General features: G+C 32.9%; 20 protein-coding genes and 1 pseudogene. 18 read left to right on the top strand and 3 right to left on the bottom strand.

Features of this window, described 5'->3' with window-relative positions:
• Nucleotides 1-127 precede the first annotated feature (127 nt).
• From IGJ55_RS15145 to IGJ55_RS15130, 4 genes and pseudogenes are all read left to right on the top strand, one after another.
• Nucleotides 128-3,550 carry a Cna B-type domain-containing protein gene (locus IGJ55_RS15145; RefSeq protein WP_430606769.1) on the top strand — a complete coding sequence of 1,141 codons (3,423 nt, stop codon included), beginning with the start codon at nucleotides 128-130 and terminating at the stop codon, nucleotides 3,548-3,550.
• A 132-nt stretch (nucleotides 3,551-3,682) separates the two neighbouring features.
• The gene (locus IGJ55_RS15140) at nucleotides 3,683-4,135 is read left to right on the top strand and encodes a universal stress protein (RefSeq protein ID WP_069640260.1); all 453 of its coding nucleotides are present in this window, start codon (nucleotides 3,683-3,685) and stop codon (nucleotides 4,133-4,135) included.
• A gap of 201 nt (nucleotides 4,136-4,336) precedes the next feature.
• Nucleotides 4,337-4,867, top strand: a complete 531-nt coding sequence (locus IGJ55_RS15135) for a helix-turn-helix domain-containing protein (protein ID WP_429949422.1) — start codon at nucleotides 4,337-4,339, stop codon at nucleotides 4,865-4,867.
• Nucleotides 4,855-5,745: pseudogene (locus IGJ55_RS15130) on the top strand (IS3 family transposase); the annotation flags it as partial. The gene IGJ55_RS15135 and the pseudogene IGJ55_RS15130, both read left to right, overlap by 13 nt.
• Before the next feature lie 185 nt (nucleotides 5,746-5,930).
• On the opposite strand, the gene IGJ55_RS15125 reads toward IGJ55_RS15130, so the two are convergent.
• Nucleotides 5,931-6,215 (bottom strand): hypothetical protein, encoded by a 285-nt coding sequence (locus tag IGJ55_RS15125; RefSeq protein WP_069647287.1) that lies wholly within the window; start codon nucleotides 6,213-6,215, stop codon nucleotides 5,931-5,933.
• Between the two features lie 153 nt (nucleotides 6,216-6,368).
• Nucleotides 6,369-7,688, bottom strand: a complete 1,320-nt coding sequence (locus tag IGJ55_RS15120) for a S1C family serine protease (protein WP_069640258.1) — start codon at nucleotides 7,686-7,688, stop codon at nucleotides 6,369-6,371.
• A gap of 423 nt (nucleotides 7,689-8,111) precedes the next feature.
• Here IGJ55_RS15120 and rlmH point away from each other — a divergent pair, with 423 nt between their 5' ends.
• Entirely contained in the window at nucleotides 8,112-8,591 is a 480-nt protein-coding gene (gene rlmH, locus IGJ55_RS15115) for a 23S rRNA (pseudouridine(1915)-N(3))-methyltransferase RlmH (protein WP_069640257.1), read from the top strand.
• 198 nt (nucleotides 8,592-8,789) lie between these two features.
• Here rlmH and IGJ55_RS15110 read toward each other — a convergent pair whose 3' ends face one another.
• Nucleotides 8,790-10,427: an ABC transporter ATP-binding protein gene (locus IGJ55_RS15110; protein ID WP_429948489.1), complete on the bottom strand. Its 1,638-nt coding sequence runs from the start codon at nucleotides 10,425-10,427 to the stop codon at nucleotides 8,790-8,792.
• Nucleotides 10,428-10,512: 85 nt separating this feature from the next.
• On the opposite strand from IGJ55_RS15110, the gene IGJ55_RS15105 reads away from it, so the two are divergent.
• The 13 genes from IGJ55_RS15105 to IGJ55_RS15045 all read left to right on the top strand — a co-directional run bounded on the left by IGJ55_RS15105 (nucleotide 10,513) and on the right by IGJ55_RS15045 (nucleotide 21,320).
• Complete coding sequence (locus IGJ55_RS15105) at nucleotides 10,513-10,719, top strand: helix-turn-helix transcriptional regulator (protein WP_429948491.1); 207 nt, start codon at nucleotides 10,513-10,515, stop codon at nucleotides 10,717-10,719.
• 1 nt (nucleotide 10,720) lies between these two features.
• On the top strand, nucleotides 10,721-11,065 hold the full coding sequence (locus tag IGJ55_RS15100) for a hypothetical protein (protein WP_429948493.1): 345 nt from the start codon (nucleotides 10,721-10,723) through the stop codon (nucleotides 11,063-11,065).
• Between the two features lie 917 nt (nucleotides 11,066-11,982).
• Nucleotides 11,983-13,239 (top strand): SPASM domain-containing protein, encoded by a 1,257-nt coding sequence (locus IGJ55_RS15095; RefSeq protein WP_429948495.1) that lies wholly within the window; start codon nucleotides 11,983-11,985, stop codon nucleotides 13,237-13,239.
• Between the two features lie 256 nt (nucleotides 13,240-13,495).
• Nucleotides 13,496-14,395, top strand: a complete 900-nt coding sequence (locus IGJ55_RS15090; RefSeq protein WP_430606768.1) for a hypothetical protein — start codon at nucleotides 13,496-13,498, stop codon at nucleotides 14,393-14,395.
• A gap of 11 nt (nucleotides 14,396-14,406) precedes the next feature.
• The gene (locus IGJ55_RS15085) at nucleotides 14,407-14,784 is read left to right on the top strand and encodes a hypothetical protein (protein WP_429948499.1); all 378 of its coding nucleotides are present in this window, start codon (nucleotides 14,407-14,409) and stop codon (nucleotides 14,782-14,784) included.
• A gap of 176 nt (nucleotides 14,785-14,960) precedes the next feature.
• A complete protein-coding gene (locus tag IGJ55_RS15080) occupies nucleotides 14,961-15,479 on the top strand; it encodes a hypothetical protein (protein ID WP_069640247.1) in 519 nt (172 codons plus the stop codon).
• Nucleotides 15,480-15,760: 281 nt separating this feature from the next.
• Nucleotides 15,761-16,240 (top strand): DUF960 family protein, encoded by a 480-nt coding sequence (locus tag IGJ55_RS15075; protein ID WP_429948501.1) that lies wholly within the window; start codon nucleotides 15,761-15,763, stop codon nucleotides 16,238-16,240.
• A gap of 385 nt (nucleotides 16,241-16,625) precedes the next feature.
• Nucleotides 16,626-17,519 carry a helix-turn-helix domain-containing protein gene (locus IGJ55_RS15070; protein WP_429948503.1) on the top strand — a complete coding sequence of 298 codons (894 nt, stop codon included), beginning with the start codon at nucleotides 16,626-16,628 and terminating at the stop codon, nucleotides 17,517-17,519.
• A gap of 95 nt (nucleotides 17,520-17,614) precedes the next feature.
• Nucleotides 17,615-17,935, top strand: coding sequence for a DUF960 family protein (locus tag IGJ55_RS15065; RefSeq protein WP_429948505.1), 321 nt, complete (start codon nucleotides 17,615-17,617; stop codon nucleotides 17,933-17,935).
• A gap of 48 nt (nucleotides 17,936-17,983) precedes the next feature.
• Nucleotides 17,984-18,454: a JAB domain-containing protein gene (locus IGJ55_RS15060; RefSeq protein WP_429948507.1), complete on the top strand. Its 471-nt coding sequence runs from the start codon at nucleotides 17,984-17,986 to the stop codon at nucleotides 18,452-18,454.
• 59 nt (nucleotides 18,455-18,513) lie between these two features.
• Nucleotides 18,514-18,783 (top strand): 4'-phosphopantetheinyl transferase, encoded by a 270-nt coding sequence (locus tag IGJ55_RS15055; RefSeq protein WP_429948508.1) that lies wholly within the window; start codon nucleotides 18,514-18,516, stop codon nucleotides 18,781-18,783.
• Nucleotides 18,784-19,181: 398 nt separating this feature from the next.
• A complete protein-coding gene (locus tag IGJ55_RS15050; RefSeq protein WP_429948510.1) occupies nucleotides 19,182-20,288 on the top strand; it encodes a tyrosine-type recombinase/integrase in 1,107 nt (368 codons plus the stop codon).
• Between the two features lie 369 nt (nucleotides 20,289-20,657).
• Entirely contained in the window at nucleotides 20,658-21,320 is a 663-nt protein-coding gene (locus IGJ55_RS15045; RefSeq protein WP_429948512.1) for a winged helix-turn-helix domain-containing protein, read from the top strand.
• Nucleotides 21,321-21,485 lie beyond the last annotated feature (165 nt).

Raw genomic sequence — 21,485 nt, 5'->3', positions numbered from 1 at the left:
AATAAAAGAACATGAATAGTCTAGTGAATTATAAAAATGTTTAATTTAAAAATTACTTTGGAAATGTTATTGAAAATCAGATGCTATTCCATTTATATGTAATTATAAAAAGAAAGAAGATGAAAAGATGAAGAAATACATATATTTATTGTTGATTTTCTTTAGTTTTATTTGTTTGCCTAAAGTTGCCAAGGCGGAGGCGACTATTTTGCCGCCAGAACCAATTAAAAATGTTCGTTTAGATACGAATTTAAAAGGTAATCCTGATGTTAAGCTAGTTAATTTGAATTTATTGAATTCTAGATTATATACGATTGTCGATAATGATAAAAATTTATATTTTTGTTTGGACGAAAGTAAATACTATCCATCAGGTCAAGATTATAAAGTAGATATGAACGAAAAAATATCTGGCTCAGTACTATGGTTGATGCAAACTTTCTACGAAAATCAAGATACACAGAATTCTGTACCAAATGTTGAGGGATATCGTGATGCAAACGAGTTAACTAGATATGCTGCAATACAAGTTGTTATTTGGAAATTAACTGGAGGAAAATTTGATAATAAGTTAATTGAATCAAATCCTTTAATAAAAGATCTATACACAGAAGCGCAAACAAAGACCAACGATGATACCTCGTATCAAGAAGTAATCAACAAAATAAATAACGTTGAAATCAACGCAAAAGAGATTATTCCAAACGGTGACGATGGGACAAATTATAATTACTTATTGCAATTTGAAGACAATATCGATCAAGAAACAGAAAAATTACTTCAAGTAAAAGATGAAGAGATAAATATAGGGGTACAACTCTATAAGAATTCTAAAATAACCGATATTACGAAAGATACTACAATTAATAAAGACTACGATAAGCGAACAATCTCTATAGATATACCGAAAGACCTAATTGATAAAGATAAAGCCGATGATACGGTCATTTATTTTAATATAGATACACTGCTCACGACTAGACATCCCTACTATTTGGTATTTATTTCAAGTGGAGTTCAACCACTCGGTGGATACCAACCAATTGAAAGGACATTAACTACCAGAACCAGTATTGATTTAGATTTATCCGAAACATCTTTTTCAGTGTTGAAAAATTGGGATGATTCAAATAATCAAGATGGCATACGTCCATTGAATTTACCTGTACAATTATATCAGAGCGATAAACCATACACGCATACAAGTAACGAAAGCCTGACACAAGGCAATGAAACTAAATTTGGTGAGGTACAAGAGCTAAATGAAGAAAATGGCTGGGAGTATATCTGGGGGAACTTACCAATAAAAGATAATAATGGAAATCCTCTATATTATACGGCTAGAGAAGAACTTGATTCAAAATATGATTTGAGTATAAATTCGACTGATGAAGGAAAAGCTATCCTTTTAACCAATACGTATAAACCTGAAACAGTTGACCTAAAAGGAGTCAAATCATGGGAAGATGGAAATAATCAAGATGGGATACGCCCCTCATCTATTGTGGTCAATTTATTAGCAGATGGAGAAATAATTCAAACAAAGAATGTTACAGAAAATGAAGGATGGGCATATGAATTTTCCGATTTACCTAAATATAAAGAGGGAAAAGAGATTGACTATACAGTGACAGAAAATTCCGTTCCTAATTATACAGCAATTAGTGATGGGATGAATATTACAAATACCCATATCCCAGAGGTAACAGAAATCAGTGGAACAAAAACATGGGATGACAAGAATGACCAAGACGGTAAACGTCCAACAACGATAACAGTAAACCTGTTAGCAAACGGAGCACCAGTTGACTCAAAAGAAGTAACGGAAAAAGATAACTGGACGTACCATTTTGATAACTTACCTAAATATAAAGATGGGCAAGAGATCGTTTATACTGTAACAGAAAATGATGTACCAGAGTATTCGACAAGTATAGAAGGAACAACTATTACGAATCATTATACACCAGGCAAAACCAGTGTAACAGTAACGAAATCGTGGAATGATGGAAACAATCAAGACGGCATACGTCCCAACAGCATCAAGGTCCAATTATATGCGGATGGTGAAAAATCAGGAGAAGAAGTTGCCTTAAATGAAGCCAACAACTGGACAACGACTTGGACTGATTTGGCAGAGAAAAACAATGGACAACCGATTGTCTACACTGTAAAAGAAGTAGGAAGTATCGAAGGATACAATAAAACAGTCAATGCCGAAAATAGCGGCAACATTATTATTACAAATACCCATATCCCAGAGGTAACAGAGATCAGTGGAACAAAAATATGGGATGATAAAAACGATCAAGACGGTAAACGTCCAACAACGATAACAGTAAACCTGTTAGCAAACGGAGCACCAGTTGACTCAAAAGAAGTAACGGAAAAAGATAACTGGACGTACCATTTTGATAACTTACCTAAATATAAAGATGGGCAAGAGATCGTTTATACTGTAACAGAAAATGATGTGCCAGAGTATTCAACAAGTATAGAAGGAACAACTATTACGAATCATTATACACCAGGCAAAACCAGTGTAACAGTAACAAAATCGTGGAATGATGGAAACAATCAAGATGGCATACGTCCAAACAGTATCAAGGTCCAATTATATGCGGATGGTGAAAAATCAGGAGAAGAAGTTGCCTTAAATGAAGCCAACAACTGGACAACGACTTGGACTGATTTGGCAGAGAAAAAAAATGGACAATCGATTGTCTACACTGTAAAAGAAGTAGGAAGTATCGAAGGATACAATAAAACAGTCAATGCCGAAAATAGCGGCAACATTATTATTACAAATACCCATATCCCAGAGGTAACAGAGATCAGTGGAACAAAAACATGGGATGATAAAAACGATCAAGACGGTAAACGTCCAACAACGATAACAGTAAACCTGTTAGCCAACGGAGCACCAGTTGACTCAAAAGAAGTAACGGAAAAAGATAACTGGACGTACCATTTTGATAACTTACCTAAATATAAAGATGGGCAAGAGATCGTTTATACTGTAACAGAAAATGATGTACCAGAGTATTCGACAAGTATAGAAGGAACAACTATTACGAATCATTATACACCAGGCAAAACCAGTGTAACAGTAACGAAATCGTGGAATGATGGAAACAATCAAGATGGCATACGTCCCGACAGTATCAAGGTCCAATTATACGCGGATGGTGAAAAGTCAGGAGAAGAAGTTACCTTAAATGAAGGCAATAACTGGACAACGACTTGGACTGATTTGGCAGAGAAAAACAATGGACAACCAATCGTCTACACTGTAAAAGAAGTAGGCAATATTAAGGGATACGACGTAACAATCAACGCCGAAAATGTCGGCAACATTATTATTACAAATACGCATATACCCAAAAATGGAGTAAAGGGTAGTGATCCTGAAACGCCAAGTAAAAATAGCCTTAATAAAGATTATCCAGCAACGGGAGAAAAAAATAGTTGGATTTTCTATGCAATAGGAATACTATTGATAGTAATTGTGGGGTATGTAGGCTTAAAAAAGGTAAAATACCATAAGTGAAATGATTAGAAAAAAATACGGATCGCAAAAATTAATCCTTAAATAAGAGATAATAAAAGCAATATAAAGTTGTATTAAAGGTATAAATTTCAAATGAATGGTATACTTAAGAAAAAATTTGAGGTGAATTTTATGTATAAAAAAATAGTAACAGTAGTTGATGTATTTGGAGAACCAAATGGAGTATTAGCTGAAGTCATTACTATGTCGCAAAGAGAAAATTCTGAACTTCATTTATTAATTAACAAACCTGAAATAGAAGCGCTTGAACAACTGAATTATCTACCATATGATAGTGGAATGTATATGCCTTATGAATATGATATGATTAAAGAGAATGACGAAAATTATCAAAAAGATGTGGATAAGGTTATTTCGAAAGTCAAAGCCGAAGGCGTAGACAAATTGGTGACTACAATTTATAGTGGCAGTACAAAATCTTTTATCAATAAATATATCGAAAAAAATAGTATGGATTTAATCGTCCTAGGTAGCTATGATGAATTATTGTCTAAAAGAGAACTAGAATCTGTCGCAAAACATGTTATAAAGAATACGACTAGTAATCTACTTATTTTGAGATGATCCCGATATATGTTAAATTTAAACTTATTTCCGAAGCCTTCAAATCTTAGTGCTTTAGCACTTAGAATTTGATGTGATCGAAGCGAAGCGTAGTGATAGCTTCTGCTCCCACCGTTTATACGGATTCCTTGAGTCTGAGAGATAATGATGTGACCCCCAAAAGTTGTACGTGAAAAATACAATTTTTGGAGGTTATTTTTTATGAGTTATTATGAGGTAGAATTCAAATTAAAGCTAGTGAAAGAGTACCTAGAAGGCCCTCTGGGCGGACGAGCCTTGGCTAAAAAATACGGACTCCCATCAAATGCCTTAATTTACAATTGGAAACACTCCTATCAATTATTTGGGAAAGAAGGGCTCAAAAGACACCGTTCATTGACAAAATATACTAGTGAATTTAAGCGAGATGTATTACACTTTATAGAAACGACAGATGCTTCTTTCGGTGAAGCAGCAAGACAATTCAAGCTGCCTAGTGGGTCGATGATTTCTCGTTGGCAAAAGAAATATATCGCTGGTGGTCAAACTGCTCTGTCCAATCAAAAAGGGAGACCCAAAAAAAGGATGAACAAACCAACAAAAAAACAGCAAGAAACAAGCAAACTATCTCGTGAAAAGGAATTAGAGCGTGAGAATGAACGTTTGCGAATCGAGGTCGAGTATTTAAAAAAGCTACGGACTTTCCAACAGACTATTATGGCGAAGCGAAAAGACGAGTTCAAACCAGAATAGCCATAGAACTTATTGGAAAGTATCGTCAAGATCATGTATTACAAGCGATTAAGCTACCGCGTTCTACCTTCAATTACTGGAAAAAGATAATGAGCGAAGAAAAAATGACTCACATAGAGAAATTGATTCAAACAATTTTTGAAGAGAATGATCGCAATTATGGCTATCGTCGAATCAAGTTGGCTTTAGTGAATAGGGGCTATCAAATCAATCATAAGAAAATCAGACGAATTATGAAGAAATATAACTTAGTATGTATAAGCTTTACACGTCGTTCAAGAAGGTATCGATCTTACAAAGGTTTGGTGGGAACCTTGGCTAAAAACAAGGTGAATCGCCGCTTCTTTAGCACGATTCCAAAACAAAAAATCTTTACAGATATTTCAGAATTCCACTATACTGAACGAAATTCCGAAGGAATTAAACTAAAAAGAAAAGCCTATCTCAGTCCTTTTCTTGATGGTTTTAATGGAGAAATCATTGCCTATCAATTTCAGCAAAAACCAACGTTGGATTGTGTATTGATTCCTTTAAAAACAGCCATTAAAGAAAGTAAAAAGACCAACTTTCGAACAACAATCCATTCCGATCAAGGGTGGCATTATCAAAATCAACAGTATGTTAGACAATTGAAGCAAGCAAAGTTATACCAGAGTATGTCACGAAAAGGAAATTGTTTGGACAATGCATTAATGGAAAATTTCTTTGGTCTAATGAAACAAGAAATGTATTATGGCCGTAGTTTTTCTAGCTTTGAGGAATTAAAACGAGCAGTTACAAATTATATTGATTATTACAATCATCATCGGATAAAAGCAAAATTGACTGGTATGAGTCCGGTTCAATACCGAATTCATACCAGTCGAATGACAGGTTAATCTACGTACAACTTTTAGGGCGCACATCATAACTCGTAGAGTTATGTCCCAGACTCTTTTTAGAGCTATCTTAGCTGTACTGATGAGGAGTTTTATCTGTAATTAGTTTCATAAAAAAAGATGTCGGTGATTATTCAGCAACATCAGAACGTGTAGATTCGATATATAGACTTTACTTACATTTGCTAGTCGCCGTTATATTCAGCAAAACTAGGCCCATTTGAACGAACTTTATCTTGTTCTCCTTCTTCTAAAGAGGTAAACAAAGTACTATCATTTAAAAAGGTATTCCAATCTGCATCCATCATGGCATTTAAATCTTCTATAGAACGGTGACCCAAAACCTCAGTATTCAAACCATCACCTGTAATGAAATGTCCATTTTCATCATGCTTCGCATTTTTTACTGTATCTAAATCGTATTTTTTACCAAATAATTTATCCCATTCTTCGCGCAATTTGTGAGCCATAGTGCATCCCTCTTTCAATATTTTTACTGTATCTTTATTCTACAATATTCTTTGATTTATTCCTCCTATAAAGCTTTATGAATAAAGCAAAAAACTAGGCTGTACTTTTTCATGTCATTGAAAAGAATACAACCTAGTTTTATTTAACTGAAATTATGGATTTTGAGAATTATCTGAGTTAGATGAGTTTTGTTTAAGTGCGGATTGATCGATAGTTAAATCAACATCTACGCTTTGTTCTTTTCCATCACGATAGAAGGTAACTTTCATCTTGTCGCCGACTTTTTTCTTGTAAAGTGCGCTTTGTAAGTCAGTGACAGAATCAATATCCTTGTCATCGATTTTAGTGATAACGTCGTATCGTTCAAGTCCTGCTTTGTCGGCAGGTGTTGCTGTCTGAACAGAACGAACAAGTACGCCCATTTGAACAGTATCAGGAAGCTTCAAGATTTCTTTTCTTTGTTGTGTTGAAACATTTGTTAATTCTTCCATTGTGATTCCCAATGCTGGACGAGTCACTTTGCCTTCTTTTTCCAATTGATTGATGATGCTTACTACATCATTACTTGGAATCGCAAAGCCCATACCTTCAACACTGACTTGGCTTTCAGATTGAACGATTTTAACTGAGTTGATCCCAATCACTTGCCCTTCAATATTTACTAAAGGACCACCGGAATTTCCTGGGTTGATCGCTGCATCTGTTTGGATGGCATTAATATTGATCGCTTGCCCATTGTTTTCATTTTGGATATTCCTGTTTAATGAAGAAATGATCCCTTGCGTTACGGAGTTCGCATATGCTGAACCTAATGGAGAACCGATCGCTAAAGCTGGTTCACCGATTTTCAAGTTATCAGAATTGCCGAATTCAGCAATTGAATCCACTTTATCAGAAGAAATTTTGATTACGGCAAGGTCAGTATAAGAATCAGTACCGACTAATTCGCCTTCCACTTTTGTTCCGTCATGTAAAACAACCTCTAATCCTTTTGCCTGATCTACTACGTGATTGTTGGTAACGACATAAGCTGTTTTACCATCTTTTTTATAAATCACGCCACTTCCTTCACTGGCCGCTTGTAAATCACTGCCATCGGATTCAGCGCTGTTAGAGTCGCTGCCGTCATTTCCGCCAAAGATACTACCGAAACCGCTAGTGTCACTACTTTGACTAGGGCTTTGTAAGTTGATGACCGAAACAACAGAGTCTTTGACTTTGTCAACGGCTTTAGTCACATCACTATTAACATCCAAACTAACATTGGTTACTTTGGTGTCGCCTTTATTATCTTTTACTGTACTAGTTGTTGTAGAGGAATTAGACGAAGAAGAATTTTGCCCCATGATCGCATAAGCACCACCAAAGGCTAACGCACCTCCGAGTAACCCACCAATCAAACCAATGCCAAATTTTTTGAATAATCCATTTTGTTTTTTATCTGAACTAGGTGTAACATCTTTTTTTTGCATACAAGCAACCTCCTATTTAATTATCATTATTTGTTATATTTAGTATAGTCTTTCAAGACACCTTTAGTCTACCCAAGAGCTTTGAATTTTTTATGAACAAGTTAGGGAGAAAAACAGATATAAATAATGAAAAAAGATTATTACTGGAATACTTATACACAATAAAGTGTGAAGAACTCTTGAAAAACAGAGGAAAACCCCTGTGAAAAAGTTATCCACAAAATGTGGATAATGTGGATAAATAAATGGGAATATGTGTTTGTATCTCAAAATACGATGAAATAAAGGCTGATTCAGCATAAAGCTGTGGATAAGTCTGTGCATATGTGTATAACTTTGTGGGAAAGTATGTGGAAGACTCAAAACATTCATGATAAAATTGTTAACAAGTAAAAGAATCAAGTAGGAAGAGACGTGAAATCTATGAAAATAAAAATCATTACTGTGGGTAAGCTGAAAGAGAAATATTTAGTTCAAGGGATCAATGAATATTTAAAACGTCTGCAAAGTTATGCAAAGGTCGAAATGATCGAGGTGGCAGATGAAAAAGCACCAGAGAATCTAAGTGATGCAGAGATGCTGCTAGTCAAGGGAAAAGAAGGCGAACGAATTCTAGCAAAAATCAGTGATCAAGATCATGTCTTTGTTTTAGCAATCAACGGCAAGCAGTTTAGCAGTGAGGAATTTTCCAAAGAGATCGATCAACTTGGCATTAATGGAAAGAGCCAATTGGCTTTTGTGATTGGCGGTTCACTTGGATTGAGTGAGGCAGTAATGAAAAGAAGTCAGCAGCAGATGTCATTTGGAAAGTTGACGTATCCACATCAGTTGATGCGATTAGTTTTGGTGGAACAGATTTATCGTGGGTTTCGGATTATGCGGGGGGAACCGTATCATAAATAGGGATATAAAGAAAATAGGAAATAAACCATACCTGATTTGTTGGGTATGGTCTATTTTTGTTGAAAGATCAAGGTTAATGAATTAATAGCATTTTATATATAGTTTAATTCATCACGTTTTTCAGATATTTCAAGAATTTATTTGGGTGCGTAACAGCTAGAAAGTCTAATTTTCTTACGAAAGCATATGAAATTAATATTAAAGGGATAGGGCTGGTGTACTCAATATTTTGCTTTTTTGATGTGATGCAATAACTATTAATTTGTTTACAGACATGTTTTTGATATACTGCATGACAATGTCTGCATTATTTTTATCTAAAGAGCTAACTACTTCGTCAAAAATATAAACTTCTGCATTTTTTAAAATTGCCCTAGCTATACAAAGCCTTTGGGATTGCCCGCCTGATATCTTTGATCCTGAATTATAAAGAATCGTATCATAACCATTTTCTAAGGAAATAATAAATTCATGAATGTTTAATTGTTTACATACATCAATCATTTTGTCCATATTTATACTATTGTCCCCCATTATTAAGTTTTCCTTAATTGATAAAGAAAATAGCAAATTTTCTTGGGTTACGTAGCAAACTTTTTTTCTAAAAACTAAATTTGAATAATCTCTTAAATTATAGCTGTCAAAATATATTTCTCCGTTATAATTTTCCAAAACTTTGCTTAAAATGTTAAATAGAGTAGTCTTACCAGAGCCGCTATCTCCGTACACCCAGTTGATGTCTCCTGCTTTGAAGTGACAATTAATATTATTTAATACATTCTGAGTATCATAGGAATAAGTAACATCATTTAATCGTATATTAGTTATTTTTGCTAATCCTATTTTTGAGGTATTTTCTTCAACTTTTTCATTTTTTATAAAAGAAAAAGTTTTTATCCGCTCTAAAGACACGATAATAGCCTGAAATGTACTATTCATTTTTGAAATATTTGATGCTGATTGTTTAAAGCTATCAGAATAAGCATTGAAAGATACGAGCATCCCTAGTGAAAAACGTCCTTTAAAGATAAAATAAATACCTAATAAGATTACAGATATTTTACTGAGAAAAAGAAGAATTTGTATGCTAATCTCTGCAAAGGTTTCGATAGTAACTTTACGAATACCAACTTGATATACTTTAAGCATCAAGTTCTTAAAATCATTAATTCTATTTTGCTCATAATTATAAATCTTGACGAGTTTAAAGTTTTTTAATGATTCAGTCAAAAAACTCATATAATTGTCATAGCCAAGCTTTAATTTGTACTCTTCCTTTTTCAGTTTCTTACCAGATATATAGTACACAACTAAAGATAGTGGAAAAGTAATAATTACTATTATAGCTAATTTGAAATTTATGTAAAAAAGCATAGCTATAGTAATAATAAAACTAAGTGCATCAATTGATATTTCTAACATATAATTGAATATGTTAGAAAAAATCATCGAATCTTGATTGATAATATTTATAAGTTTACCGGAGTCATTCTTGGAGAAAGTACAATACGATGTATATAAAATGTTATTAAATATCGTATTTTTTATTTCTATTTCTATTTCACTTACTAATTTTATTGTTTTTTTGTTCTTAATATATAAGCAGATCATAGAGAGAAGGAAACAAGCTATCAATGTAGCTATATTAACATAAATTACGGGTAATCTTTTTAGGTTAACTGCGTTAATAATATTACCTAATAATAGGGGTTGAGCTAAACTAACAATACTATTTAGTATTGTTATTATTACCAATACAAATATTTTAGTTCGTTTAATATTTAATAATTGTAAAGAACTAAAAACAAATTTCATGTCTTTAAAAAAAGTGTTCATTAAAATCCTCCTATTTTATTATTTACTTAAAGTTGTCAGTATGTTATTATAAGTATAAGATATCTTATGTTTAGGTGGTTGTAGCATGGCTGTTAAAAATTATGTAAAAGAATATAGAATACAAAATAATCTAACACAGCAAGATTTAGCACTGGCTATAAATGTTTCTAAACAAACTATTTATGCAATAGAAAGGGGGATGTATAATCCTAGTTTAGAAGTGGCTATTAAAATATCAAAAGTGCTTAATGAGGATTTTCAAAAACTTTTTTTTATTGAAGGAGAAGATTAGAATGATTATTTTCAATTTTTTAATTATTGTCTTTTTAGTTTATTTAACATTTAGAATCGTTAATAAATATAGAATACTAAAAATCCCTGCCAATCGAGACGAACGAACAAATTTTATAATTTCAAAATCTTTATCTGAAGTGGCTTTAGTCATATTTTGTGTTGACTTTTTTCAAGGTCTATTAAATATAATCTATTCCATTGTATATCCCGGAATTGAGGTTCCACACCTAATAAACATAGGGTATGGGGAGAATAATGTTATTTCGATTTATCCTATTGTGTTTGATATAATTGTATTTTTTATTTTTTGGAGAATAAATAAAAAAAAATATGGAAATATTTAACAAGATAAGTATCCGATTAAAAAGATCGGATACTTATCTTTGTAAAATAAAAATCATGTAAAGTGAATCACGCAATTATTCGAATATTTAGCACAATTTCTCCATAAACACCATCTCGGTTCTATTTCTTGAGAACTATAGGTAACCCAATTCATTATGATCATCTCCTTTTTATCTGTCGTTTCCATAAGCAAAGCATATTAAACTTCCACAAGGCTTATTTTTATTGCAATTTCTAATTATACACAAAGATCTTGAGTTATCATTTGTGGTTGGCAGTGATGTCCAATTCATAATAGCTATCTCCTTTACCAATTTTTAAGACAAAATCTAGTTACGCAATATCTGATAATACATGCCCCTTCTTCGTTGTTTGTCCAACAACCTTTGACTACACAGGTGTCTCTAGTGCTTAAGTCTAGGGAGTTACTTTCTTTTATCCAATTCATAAAATCACCTCCGTATGAATACGTGAATAAAAAGATGGCGTATTAATAATCCATAAAACAAAATCTAGTTACACAATATTTAATGAGACAAGCTCCACCTTCATTGTTTGTCCAACAACCTTTAACTACACAAGTATCTCTTGTAATTAAGTTATCTGATAGATTTGCTTTGTTTATCCAATTCATCTGTTATACACTCCTATCTAACCATGAATCCAACAAGTATCATCATTTCTTTTATTACAAGCTAACCTAAAAATACACCATCTTGGTTCTATTTCCTTAGTCATTTTAAAATCTGCTGCAATCCAGTTCATGTTCATTCTCCTTTTGATTGATATATATTTCACAATGTATTTTACACCCTTTAAAGATATTTGTAAATACTAATAGAAAATAATTGTTTACAATTAGAATTTTTTAGATTAGAATTGTGCTATTGAATATTTTAGTCGGGAGATGTTTGTGATGAAATTATCAAAGTTTAATATCGAAAAAATTCTGGATGAAGGCTTATTGATTTACAACTCTTACTCTTCAGGAGTTTTATTTTTAAACGAGGAGTATAAAGAGGCGTATTACGCCATTAAAAATCAAAATTTCTATAAGGAAGATTTAGTGAATGAATTAAAAAAAGGAAGTATGTTAGTCGAAGACAACATGGATGAAATAGGATCAATAAAATTTAATAATAATTTGATAAGATCGAATGAAAATTCATTGTCATTGACTTTAGCTCCAACTATGGAGTGTAATTTTGCATGCCCGTATTGTTTTGAAGAAGGTTATAGACATAATAAAATGACCCCAATAGTTGAAAAAAAAGTTATTGATTTTATCAAAAATGATTTTGAAAATAAAGAAAGGTTAGATATTTGTTGGTATGGTGGAGAACCTTTGATGGGATTGAAAAGTATTATAAATATTACTAAGGCTCTGTGGGAAATCCCCAGACTCAAAGAGAATTATTCTGCGGATATAGTGACAAATGGATTTTATTTGAATAGAAAGAATGCATTAATTTTAAAAGAACTAGGGATTAAACGAGCTCAAATAACTTTAGATGGGCCACCTGATATTCATGATACAAGAAGGGTGCCCCAAAATGGGAGGCCTACATTTGAGTCAATTATGAATAATATTCAAGAAGTTTGTGGCATAATTAACATTTCAATCCGAGTTAATGTCGACAAATCCAATATATCAAGAGTTGTTGAGATTTTAGATATTTTGGATGATCGAGGTCTTAAAAATAAAGTAGGTTTTTATATTGCCTCTGTTGATGATACGATGGATGAGAATCCAAATCCTTTATGTTTCAATGATAAAGAGTTCTCCTATGAAGAAATAGAATTTTATATTGCAGCTCTAAAAAAAGGGTATAACTTGATTAATGTCCCTGGACAGTTATTAGGTGTATGTGGAGCTGTGTCATTAAATAGTTATGTTATTGACCCATTAGGAGATTTATACAAATGTTGGGATGAAATAGGAAGAAAAGAATTCTCTGTAGGTAATGTATTTAAAGGACCAGAATTCAACAGTGTACTTTCAAATTATTTGAATTATGAAGCAATATCAGATGAAAAATGTATAGATTGTGCTGTACTTCCTGCTTGCATGGGTGGATGCCCCAATATTAACATTCGAACTAAAACAAGAAGATGCAGTTCGATTTTATATAATGCTGAAAAAGTCATGGAGTTACTTTATACTAACTCTTAATTAAAATTAATCCATTCAAGAAAGGTACATATCTATTCTTGGATGGATTTTCTATGCTCAAAAGCGGAAGTATGATTATCATTTAAAGGGTCTACTTTATTAGTATATATCCATAATTCAACAGGAAGCTCAGTCAACAAGCTTTTTTAGTGAATATACTTCTTCTCAACAAGAATTGAATACAGCGATTAATCAAGTAAAGGATTGTAAAGCGTGGAATGCCTCTACAGGGACTTTTGATATCAGTAAGTTAGATATGAACTGGGCAAAAGCTATTACTACTCGTTGGAAAAATAGAGAAGTAGCTAAAGCAAAGCAAAAAGAAGAAGCGTTTAATAACAACTTAAAGAAACTAGAAGGCTATACTATTTATGCATGGCCATATGAAGACCCTGTAACTGGGAAGGTTTCAGTTAATTGGTTTATAGATAAAGATGGCCGCAGACTTGATAATAGTGAATTACAAAACTTCTTAGAACAACATGGAACGGAATTAGATCCCAGTTATTATCAAATTGTCGATTGGAAAAAAATCAGAGATTTAGAGAATGATGCCTTAAGACGAGGAGAAACCTATATAACAGGTCAAAAATATGAAGGACTATCAAAAGGTTCTATACAGTTGAGTGGCTATATTTCGACAGGATATGCATTCGCACAAGATAGTGGACTATATGACCTTGCTATGATGGCGGGGCTTTCTTATGCAGGTTCTAAAGCGAAGGTTTCAACTCCAAAGAAATCTAGTGGGACTAAACCTCCAAAAACTGATTTTGGTGCAGAAAATCCAGTCTCTGGAAAAGACTGGAATAATTACTTTAAAGATAAATATGGTGCTGGAAATGTCCAATGGAAACCCACGTCATTCGATGATATAATAGCAAATCCAGAGCGATTGTATGGAAGTACAAAAAATGAAGTCAAATCTATTTTAGGATCTGGATGGATTGAAGATACATATGGCTCTGCTGGAAATGGTTGGAAGTTTATTAATAAAGGAGATGGAATGATATTTTATCATCCAGGAGAAGGAATCCACGTGGGTTCATATTATGGTTTCTCATCAGGAACAACAGGAAGAGTAAAAGTAATAAGACCTAGTGATAATTATGTTCCAACACTGGATGATGGTGCAACTTTAGTAATAATAGAATAGAGGTGAGCAATTTGAAACAATTAACAATTGGGGATTCTTTCAATGGTTTTTTAGATAGTTTGAAAGTTAAAAGTAATATAGAAACTATGAATGACCAAGAGCTGTACGATTACATTTTTGAAGTTTTTTTAGGTGATGTGGTGGCATATTTTAGTCCTTATACTTTAGATAGACTAGAAAAAGAAGGGATTATCGATGAAGAAATTTATAGTGTCTCAAAAAATATAAGAGATGAACTGTTTGAAATGATAAATGGTCCACTATGGAATACTGATTCAGTAAGAAATTCAAAAATATGGACTAACATATTTGAAAGATTAAGAGAATTAGATATCTTAGTCCATAAAAAATGGACAGAAGAAGAAATAGCGTATTTAAAAACAATATAAAAGGTGCTTCCCTTTACGATTGGTATAGGGAAAAGATAGCTACAAGCTTGGTCTGATAAAGATATAGCTAAATGGTTAGAAAACATGAAAAAAGGTAATTTTGGGGACAATCCAAACGATGCACAATACATTGAAGATGGGATAAAAGATTATAAAAACCGAAAGGGGAGTAATTAATGTACCCCTATAGAAAGAGGCTATATACATACTTACTCATAGTATTTGCGATAGTAGCTTTACTTTTTAGTTTTTTAGTTTTTATAAACTACACCAAAATATTCGCAGGATTGGGCTATAAAACACTCAATCCAGGACAAGAGATAGTGCTAAAAGTTGAACCGAAAGTAAAGCAAGTGGATTACGATTCCGTACTTAGAATTGAGAATAAAGATGGCATTAAGTTAAAGTTTAGTACAGAATACGATAAAGAACTCTGGCATGATTTAACAACAGATATATTTTATGATACAGTAACAAAACAAAAAACAGAATTTGTTACTGTTGACGGTGAGGTTGTTGAAAAAAAAGCTCCCATAAACAAAAACGATGGTGTAAGTTTCGACAATAATCACTTTGTAATTGAGTTTAAAGGGGAAAAAACGTTTGATGTCACTAACAATAAGAATTACACTATAAAAATAGAAAATGTATCAAACTATTCTGGAAAAGTATATGTATCTGTAGAAAACACTTAGCTAGTTATTTAACCTGTCGATTCAGATAACTAAAGCATTTTACCAATTTTACGATTGGTGAGCTAGATTTGTGAAATTAAAATAGTCTAGATAAAGATGGATTATAGATGAGTGTTTTCTTATCATAACAGCAGTTGATACTTTCTAGGGCTGATTTACTTATTAATATGATGAGGTTAAACTAGCGTATTCATCTCAAAAACAACTATATATTATATCTATGAAGATCAATCATCTTAAATGGTGGTTGGTCTATTTTTGTGTTTTAAGGAGGAAAGATAATGTTTGATAACAAAGAAAAGCGTTACATCACGAAGGGAGTGAACGAACAAGTATCAAAAGAAATTCACCTCTATTGCTGGCAATTGATCGACAAAAAAAGAAGTGAAGCAGAATTAGACTATTTACAAATCTTTGAGTTCAATCCAGATAACCAACGCCAAGCAATTGAAGTGATTCCTCGACAAGAAGAACCTTTTTTCATTGAGTATCATACCTACACCATAAAGGGAAAGATAGCTGATTTCCAAACAAAACCTGCGCCAGATGTTTTTTTAGAAGCAGCTAGACAATTAAAAGTTCCTTCACAAAGATGTTTGGCTTTTGAAGATACCAAAAATGGTGCTTTATCAGCAAGTAGGGCAGAGATGACAGTTATCGGTTTTCAAAATCCTGATTATCCGCCTCAAGATTTATCTGTGACAGATAAGGTGATAACCTCTTTTGGAGATTTGAGTGTAAAAGAGTTGATCTCTTATTGAGTAGTTGTTTCTGTTTTAATAATTTGTGATGGGCTCCTATAATGGAAATGTGGACAAATTGTAATAGAAGAAAACTTACAGAAAGTTGATTTTATTTAGGTGAATAGTATCCTATTGTAAAGTACAAAACGTGAAGTAATCCAATGTAGCAATATAGGTGTTTCTTCACGTTTCTATTGTTTTAATCATCTATCTATGGTGCTACGATGATAACAAATGGAACTACTACAGCCAATAATAAAATAGACATACTAATCTCTCCTATCTTAAATTCTGTTACTACCTTTATCATAACAGAATTTAATTTGATTATAAACGGTATTTAAACTTTAAGTATAAAATAGATTGATATGTGGTATAATTTTACAAAAAAGGAGTATATCTTATGAATGTAAATGAAACATTGCTCTTTTTTAGACAAAATATGAAGTTTACACAAAAAGAAGTATTACCTTATCATGATACTTCCGCTTATTCTAGAATTGAAAGCGGTAAACGAGAAATAAAGATGTCTGAACTAACAGCAATTCTTAATAAGCTTTCTATTTCACCAGAAGAGTTTATCTGTCATTCTTCATTGGACGATGATCAAAAAAAGTTTAGACAATTATTTGAATATTGCGCTACTCATCTTACGAATCAAAGTAAAAAGAAAGAATTACTTCACTACTATAATCAATTGAAAAATATAGAAAATCAATCATTAAAGGAACGTTCCAATTTTATTGCGATTAAGGTGTTCTTTTCAAATCACTGGTCAGAAGTTGAGCAAGTGACAAAAGAAGGATTAAATGATAGTTTTACTTATTTAAGCAAAAAATCATACTATGTTCAATATGATTATACATTGATGTCAAATATTATTTTTCTTTTAGAAGAGCAACAAGCTGAACTATTAATAAGAAGAGCGATTCCAATAAAAGATGAAGAAAATCGAAATACAGTAACAAAACAATTTGCATATAATTTAATTACTAATCTGATTACCTCCAAACTATATAGTAAGGAATATGGGAAAGTGCAAGACTATTTAGTGCTTGCTAAAAAGCAAAACCCAAAAAATAAGAATTATAAGTATCACATGAGCGTTAGTTATTTAGAAAATTTATATTTATATCTAACTAAAGGAGATTATACGTACATCAAGAGTGTCTATGATTACATTCATATCCTTCATACTATTGGAGAAGAACAACTTTCTATAATGACTGAGAAAGAAGTTGAGCAGTTGACACTTGCTAGGATAGATTCACCTATTAATACGATGAAGGTGAATTAGTTATCTAGCTCAAAAATAATTATATATTATATCTATGAAGATCAATCATCTTAAATGGTGGTTGGTCTATTTTTGTGTTTTAAGGAGGGAATAAAATGTTTGATAACAAAGAAAATCGTTACATCACGAAGGGAGTGAACGAACAAGTACCAAAAGAAATTCAACTCTATTGCTGGCAATTGATCGACAAAAAAAGAAGTGAAGCTGAAACAGAATTAGACTACTTACAAATCTTTGAGTTTAATCCAGATAATCAACGCCGAGCAATTGAAGTGATTCATCGACAAGAGCAACCATTTTTCATCGATTATCATACCTACACCATAAAGGGAAAGATGCCTGATTTCCAAATTAAAAAGTTATGGGTGATCGATGATCGTAGTCATCAAACCATGTTATTACCAGAAGATTATTGATTGGTATTTTTCTAAGAACCAACTACAACAATCATAAAGGAGAAAAACATGAAAACAAACCAACCGAGAAAACGTGTAGCTATTGTCAGTCTTGAACTGGTAAAAGAAGCCTCAACTTTTTACGCCGCTAGAACCTGTACTAGTCCACAAGCTGTCTATGAGTTGTTCGCTCCGTTTATTGAAACAAAAGATCGAGAACATTTGGTGGTTGCTGGTTTAAACGTAAAAAATGAACCAACGGCTATTCAAGTGGTTCATATAGGAACCATCAATCAGTCCCTCGCTTTTCCTAGAGATATCTTAAAGATGGCGCTCTTATCAAATAGTGTGTCTATTTGTGTTGGGCATAATCATCCTTCAGGGAGTGTGACCGCTTCATTAGCGGATATTGAATTTACTGCGAAGTTAGAAAAAGCCTGTCGATTGCTTCAAATTAATTTACAGGATCATTTGATAATTGGTAGTGGTGGAAAATATCTGTCTATGAAAGCAGAAGACTATATAACCGATAGTAAGTAATGAAGCCTCATGAGGGAAGCTCATAAGGTTATTTTTATACCATAGAAAGGAAAAAAGCCATGTTAAATGAAGCAATGAACATTTTACAAAAACAAATGCATCTTGTAACAGTAAAAGAGGAATGGAGCTATGAATCTGTCACACTGGAGAGAGAAGAACTAGACGAAGCTACTCTTCCAGAAGGAGCCAAAAAACAATTACCAAAACTAGTAATGACCCATTTGTATTTATATGTAGATAAGCAAGACAATGAATATGTCGTATATTTTATTACTGATGTTACGATTAGAAAACACATTTGGCACATGTGTTCGGTCTCGCATCGCTAGGGATATTGTTAGGGAGGTGCGTAACGAAATTAAAAAAAGAGAAAGATTTGCTTTAGTTCATACAAAATTCTCTCTTTTTTTATATGCTAATAGTATTTTTATCTCTTTTTTTAAATAAAAAAATTATCGAAAAAAAGAGATAATGGTGCTATCCTTCTGATTTTATTAGTAAATAAGAAGGACAGTACCAATCTATAAGTTCTTAGAAGTAACTATACTAAGAATTATTGTTGATTTTCAATAAATATCTGAATGTCTTCCTTAATTATATTAAAAATGAACTAATAAAACAACCTTTTTTTCATTTTTTTCTTTATTTTGGAAATATTCATGAAATTAAGACAAAAAAGGATTATTTTATACACCGTCAAATAAGCCGTCAAGAAAGGATGACTAATATGCCTCGAAAAGGTGAAAATATATACAAAAGAAAAGATGGTCGTTGGGAGGGACGCTATAAAAAAGGGCGTAAAGAAAACGGTCAACTAAAATATGGGTATATCTATGGAAAAACGTATGGAGATGTCAAGCATCGCTTGTATACGTATAAACTAAAATATCAAACCCTTATTCAACTAAAAGGAGAAGCTGCTATTTCTTATGAGGATTGGGCATTTTCTTGGATGCATGACCATCAACAGGTGCTGAAAAGCTCAACATATCATACGTACTTCTATAAATTGACACACTACATTTTTCCATTGATTGGGCACATTTCATTAAATGAATTAGATGATTCCACTATCCAACAAGCTATTGATACATGGCAAAGCCAAGGATTAAAGGCCACAACGATTCATGTGCTCTATCAAATTTTGAAAAAGTCCTTGAATGAAGCCTATGTGCAAAGAAAAATTCTACATGCTCCTTGTCAACGAATACAGCTGCCCAAAAAGAAGCGAAACAAGGGAAAAGCCTTATCGAAATACCACCAATCACAGTTAGAAAAAGAAGCGAAAACACGCCCACTTTATCAAGGTCTCCCAGTGTTGTTGGCTCTTCATGCGGGATTACGGATTGGTGAAATTGCGGCGTTACATTGGGATGATATTGATCTGGATCAACGAACGATTCATATACGTCGAACGTATCAACGAGTCCCTCTCATGCGTATGGGTGAACGGACTCAATTAGTATTAGATCAAGCCAAAACGGATTGTTCTAATCGAACGATTCCTATGACGTATACCCTGTATAAATATTTAAGAAGATGGAAAAAGAAAGCGCCAGGCCCTTTTGTTTGTTCCAACAAACAAAAGCCTACCGAACCACGGGTATTAACCTACTATTTCCATAAAATAAGGCAGAAATGTGCCCTTTTTTCGGTAAACTTTCATCAATTGCGTCATACGTTTGCGACACGTTGTATTGAAGCCAAAGGGGATGTTGCTTCGGTTAGTAAGCTATTGGGCCATACATCAACACAAACAACGTTAGATATCTACACTGATTCTTTTTTAGAGAGTCGCAAACAAGTGATCCAACAAATGGAACAAGCGAAATAATAAAAAGGAATAAAATAAAAAAAATAGTTGTTTTTGTGTAGATACATTGCACTTCATCGGAATGTTAGCGCTTTCTTTTTTGACGCTATTTACAAAGAAAAAATCGGAAGGTACAGCGTGGTTTCTTCTCAATTCTTTTTATGATTGAACGAGAATCATTTTTTTACGCCGTCAATGGTAGTCAACAAGGGATGATAATCATTAGTAGAATCTTCTTTTGAGGATAGCACTTAGTATAGTTACTTCTAAGAGAACAACTGCGCACGCAATAACTTTTTTAGACACAGTAGCGGTAAAGAGAAAGTTTTCACAGAAATTACCGATTAGTCTACGCTACTTCCCCATGATAGAAAGGAATGAAAGAAACTCATGTCAGACTTAGGTGTCATTGACCAGCCGTTGCTAGATAATGAACGGTGGTTTAAACAGTTAGCAGAGGAGCAACACTCATTGGCTGTTATCCACGAAAAAGAAGAGTTAGCTTCTTTTTCTGGTGTCGTTATCCCATTGACAGAAAAAGAGAAATTACCAGTTGTTGTGGACTGGTTACGAATATGTCAAACGAATCCACACTTGTTTGTTTGGATCTTTTCTACGATTGCACTTGATTATGAACAAGAGCTGTTAATGGAGTTGGGCGCAAATGCAGTGGTTACGGATGAAACGCAAATTCATCGGCTATCTCTCATTATAAAAAATACGTTTCAACGAACGAAGGAAACGGCGTCTGGGCATCAGGAAGAAGGTGATCGAACGATTGTGAATGAGCAGAATCAATCCATTTCTGTGAATGGTCGGGAACAACTGTTAACAAGGAATGAATACCAATTACTTAGGCTGTTATATCAAAATAAAGATACGTGTGTGTCGTATGATCGCTTGATCACTACGATTTGGGTGAACAATGAAAAAGCAAACTTATGTACATTGGCTAATGTTGTCTTTCACTTAAGAAATAAAGTAAAAGGCAGCGAAGATTTCACCATCAAAACGATTCGAAATAAAGGGTACATGTATAGCGTAAATAAGTAATTTGTGAGTTTAACTAACATAATAATTAGATAGATAGGTCATGGATAAACAAGAAAAATAGTGAATGTCTTCCGTTTTTTTTAATAAAGTACTTGTTTTTACTATGAAAATAAGTCAAGTAAAGAAGTTTAATCACTATAAAATAGCTAACAGCGCAAGTTAATG

Source organism: Enterococcus sp. AZ170 (genome assembly GCF_050545135.1).
GTDB lineage: Bacteria > Bacillota > Bacilli > Lactobacillales > Enterococcaceae > Enterococcus_L > Enterococcus_L ureilyticus.
Note: the sequence above shows the minus strand (reverse complement) of the source record. Positions and strands in the feature narration are given on the sequence as shown.